This window comes from Bathymodiolus platifrons methanotrophic gill symbiont (assembly GCF_002189065.1).
Lineage (GTDB): Bacteria > Pseudomonadota > Gammaproteobacteria > Methylococcales > Methylomonadaceae > Methyloprofundus.
Window position 1 is genome coordinate 1 of sequence record NZ_BDMN01000408.1, and the last position, 4,105, is coordinate 4,105.

The 4,105-nt window shown below is 41.6% G+C and carries 4 protein-coding genes; 1 reads left to right on the forward strand and 3 read right to left on the reverse strand.

Annotated features, from left to right (window positions below; genetic code table 11):
- On the forward strand, positions 1-409 hold a 409-nt coding region (locus CDZ78_RS18365), incomplete at its 5' end, for an ISAzo13-like element transposase-related protein (RefSeq protein WP_444979216.1).
- 424 nt (positions 410-833) lie between these two features.
- On the opposite strand, the gene topA is transcribed toward CDZ78_RS18365, so the two are convergent.
- From topA to CDZ78_RS23910, 3 genes are read right to left on the reverse strand one after another with little or no spacing between them, the layout of a single operon-like run.
- Complete coding sequence (topA, locus tag CDZ78_RS18370; RefSeq protein ID WP_087871277.1) at positions 834-3,152, reverse strand: type I DNA topoisomerase; 2,319 nt, start codon at positions 3,150-3,152, stop codon at positions 834-836.
- 16 nt (positions 3,153-3,168) lie between these two features.
- The gene (locus CDZ78_RS18375) at positions 3,169-3,636 is read right to left on the reverse strand and encodes a Smg family protein (protein WP_087871278.1); all 468 of its coding nucleotides are present in this window, start codon (positions 3,634-3,636) and stop codon (positions 3,169-3,171) included.
- 38 nt (positions 3,637-3,674) lie between these two features.
- Positions 3,675-3,929 carry a DprA-like winged helix domain-containing protein gene (locus CDZ78_RS23910; RefSeq protein ID WP_221899772.1) on the reverse strand — a complete coding sequence of 85 codons (255 nt, stop codon included), beginning with the start codon at positions 3,927-3,929 and terminating at the stop codon, positions 3,675-3,677.
- Positions 3,930-4,105 lie beyond the last annotated feature (176 nt).

Consider the following 4,105-nt stretch of genomic DNA (forward strand, 5'->3'; position numbering starts at 1 on the left):
TCATTATCCTAAAGCAAAATCATTGTTGATCCTTTGCGATGGTGGAGGGAGTAACAGCTCACGGCACTACATTTTTAAAGAAGATTTACAAAAGACTGCGAATGCACTTGGATTGGAAATTAGGATTGCCCACTATCCTCCTTATACCTCCAAGTATAATCCCATTGAACATCGTTTTTTTCCTCATGTGACTCGTGCTTGTGAAGGTGTTGTATTTGACTCGGTTGAAACAGTTAAAACATTGATTTCTAGAACATCAACGTCAAAAGGACTAACAACAATTGTTCACATACTCGACAAAATATACGAGACAGGACGAAAATATGCCGCTGACTTCAAAGAAATAATGCCGATTGTATTTGATACACATTTACCAAAATGGAATTACCGTGCAATTCCTCAAGAATAATTAATATCGGGAAGTTGTTTCGTGCTTATTCCTTAGTTAATACATAACCGTCTTTTCAGTTCGGTATCCCACCAAAGCCTGACCTAGTGTCGGGCTTTTTTATGCCAGCGTAATCTATCCATTTTATGGAATAAATAGGGTCAGGTCTTTCTGTGCCACATGTTTTTCACCAATTTATATGGCTCGGAAAGACTTGACCCCAAAATTTGACCCCAATGTTATAGCATCGATCTTTGAGCGTAGATATTTTATTCTATTTTGGTCGAGAGTCGTTCGTAATCAGCTGTTTTTAACAACTTGACGGCCTATATTTCTGAATGCAACGCTGAGCAAGTTTGGCATAGTGAAACTATGCCTTCATCTTGTCCTCAAAATATACCCTGGCCATCAACTACCTTGGTCGTACTAGTTTGTAACTCAGAGTCTAACTTGTCGGCCCATTAATATCTTCAGGATCTCCCTCATAAGGCGTGGCATATTTGCAATCCTTCTGTGGGCAAACCTTTTCTGGACCTCGACTCTTAGTGGATTTAAGTGTCAGAATTGGCCAGTCGCAAGTTGGGCAAGGTTCATTAACCGGGACATTCCATAGTGCGTAATCGCATTTAGGGTAGCCTGAGCAGGAGTAGAATACTTTATTGTTGCGTGACTTGCGTTTCAGGATGCTGCCTTTCTTGCATTTAGGGCATTCAACGCCAGTGTCTAATGGCTTTTCTAAAGGTTCAATATGCTTGCATTTAGGATAGGAGCTACAGCCGATGAATTTACCGTAACGACCCGTTTTAATGACTAAATCAGACTCACATTTAGGGCACTTTCTATCGGCAACAATTTCCGGTTCATTCGACTCGGTTCCATCATCATTTAGGTTGCGTGTATAGGAACAGGTTGGGTAGTCGGTACAACCGATAAAACGGCCATTACGACCTAAACGTATTGATAGAGGTTTACCACACTCGGGGCATTTCTCATCTATGGCTTCCTGAGTGACATCTTTACGTTGTACCGATTCTTCTTTGTCATGAATCAGCTTGGTAAATGGGATCCAGAAGTCGCGCATGAGCGGGACCCAGTCCTTTTCACCACGCGAGACCGCATCTAAATTATCTTCTAGATTTGCTGTGAAATTATAATCGACATATTTCGTGAAATGCTCAGTCAGGAACTTAGTTACAATTCTGCCTACATCGGTGGGGTAGAATCGTTTACTGTCCAGAGTGACATATTCTCTGTTTTGCAGGGTGGAGATAATTGAGGCATAAGTTGATGGGCGGCCAATGCCATGCTCTTCCAGGGACTTAACCAGGCTAGCTTCACTGTAGCGAGGTGGTGGCTCGGTAAAATGTTGATTAGTGACGATTGAATCTAAGGGGATTGCATCGCCCTCAGCCATAGATGGTAAAAATGTTTCTTTATCATCTGCTTCTTTATTGTCGTCTTTCCCTTCCAGATATACCGCCATAAAGCCGGGTTTGGCAATAACAGAACCTGTTGCACGGAAAATATTTTTATCGTTACCACAAACTAAATCAACAGAAACGGTATTAATGGTTGCATGAATCATTTGGCAGGCAATAGTGCGCTTCCAGATCAAGTCATATAGCTTGAACTGGTCACTGCTTAAGTACTTTTTAAGCTTTGCTGGTATTTGCTCTGCTAAAGTCGGGCGGATTGCCTCATGTGCTTCCTGGGCATTTTTAGACTTAGTCTTAAATGTACGAGGTGCTTTCGGTACCTGATCAGCACCGTATTTTTCGCTGATTAATTGACGGATATTTTCTAATGCTTCTTCTGCCAGATTAACTGAGTCAGTACGCATGTAAGTGATTAACCCGGCAGCTTCGCCCCCACCGATATCCATTCCTTCATAAAGTTGCTGGGCAACCATCATGGTACGTTTAGTGGTAAAACCCAGTTTACGAGCCGCTTCTTGTTGTAACGTTGAAGTAATAAATGGGGCTGCAGGGTTACGTTTGCGTTGTTTTTTCTCTAATTTTTTAACGACTAACTTACCATCAGCGGCTGCAACCAGAACTTGTTGAGTCGCTTGTGCCTGAGCATCATTTTCTATGCTAAATTGGCTAAGTTTTTCGCCATTATAGTGTGTAAGCTTGGCTTTAAAGGCTTGTTTTTCATGTGCTAGTTTAGCGGTAATCGACCAGTATTCACGCGTTTTAAAGGCTTCAATTTCCAGTTCACGCTCGGCGATCATGCGTAGTGCCGGACTTTGTACCCGGCCTGCGGATAGACCGCGACGAATTTTTTTCCACAATAGAGGGGATAGGTTGAAACCTACTAGATAATCCAGAGCTCTGCGGGCTTGTTGCGCATCAACCAGTGTCGTCGCGATTTCCCCCGGGTTTTGTATCGCATGAGTCACCGCTTTTTTGGTGATTTCATGAAAGACTACGCGATGAACTACTTTATTTTTTAGTAGTTTTTTTGCTTTGAGTAATTCCAGTAAGTGCCATGAAATTGCTTCTCCTTCTCTATCAGGATCAGTTGCGAGATAGAGGGTGTCGGCACCTTTAAGCGCTTTGGTAATGGCCTGTACATGACGTTGATTGCGCTCCTGTACCTGGTACTTCATGGCAAAGTCATTCTCAGGGTCAACAGCACCTTCCTTAGGGATAAGGTCACGTAAATGTCCATAAGAGGCAAGTACCTGAAAGTCTTTACCTAGGTATTTTTCAATAGTCTTGGATTTTGCAGGAGATTCTACAATGATTAAATTTTTGCTCATACGTGTTAAACCAATATTAATTTAATAAAGCCGATGCTTCCTGATAGATGATATTTTCCATATGTGCAATGGCAAGTTCTTCACCTGGCTGGCTAAGTAAGACGATTAAAGTGACCCACTTTAATTCTTCAATTGAAATATGTTTATTTTCTATCGCCATAACACGGTCAATGACTAACTCACGGCTGACAGAATCAAGAATGTCTATACTTTGTAGGAACAGGATGAAATTACGACATTCCATATCCAGTTTATGACATTCTTCGGCACAAAAAATACGGAAGTTATGCGCTGTTTTAAAAGTGGGTTCTTCATGTAGTGCAAGAATATCTAGCCACTCAAAGGCTTTTGAAATATTGCCTGAATTAAATCCTGCCGCTTTAAGTTCTGTTTGTAATATGTCAGTATCGGGGATGATGTCAATATCACTATCCATATAGTTTTCAAATAGATAGATTAGTACATCAAAGATATCTTCATTCATTAAGGAGCCTATATTGGGCTGATTAGCTTGATTGCCAATTATTTTATTCGTGTGTAATTACCGCCGTTGGTGGCGATAATATAACCTTGTAGCTCTAAAATGAGCAAGTGTGATGCAATATTTTTTACTGAAAAGCCTGTTTTATTGACTAGCTGATCTATTGAAGTGGGGCTATATAGAACATAATTCAACAGGTTTTGCTGTTCGGCGTCAAGTCTGTTTGATTGGCTGGCATTGGTTGTGTTGCTTTGTACCGAGGGCGGTTGAAAAAATTGTCCCAGTTCCTCTAATATATCCTGAGTAGTTTCAACCGCTTAAAATCAGGGAAACGGAGCCTAAGCGGAGTGATGATTTTTAGTCCCTGGTAGGCGACAGGGCAATTCGCTGATCCGAAGTGCGCTAGTAGCGCGCGAGGGAGGCAAGAATTGCATTCCGAATAGCCGTCCAGCCATTTGAGGTAGTCTTAACG

Coding starts and splice junctions, on each gene's coding strand:
- topA (WP_087871277.1), bottom strand. CDS start 3,152: ATGAGCAAAAATTTAATCATTGTAGAATCTCCTGCAAAATCCAAGACT.
- CDZ78_RS18375 (WP_087871278.1), bottom strand. CDS start 3,636: ATGAATGAAGATATCTTTGATGTACTAATCTATCTATTTGAAAACTAT.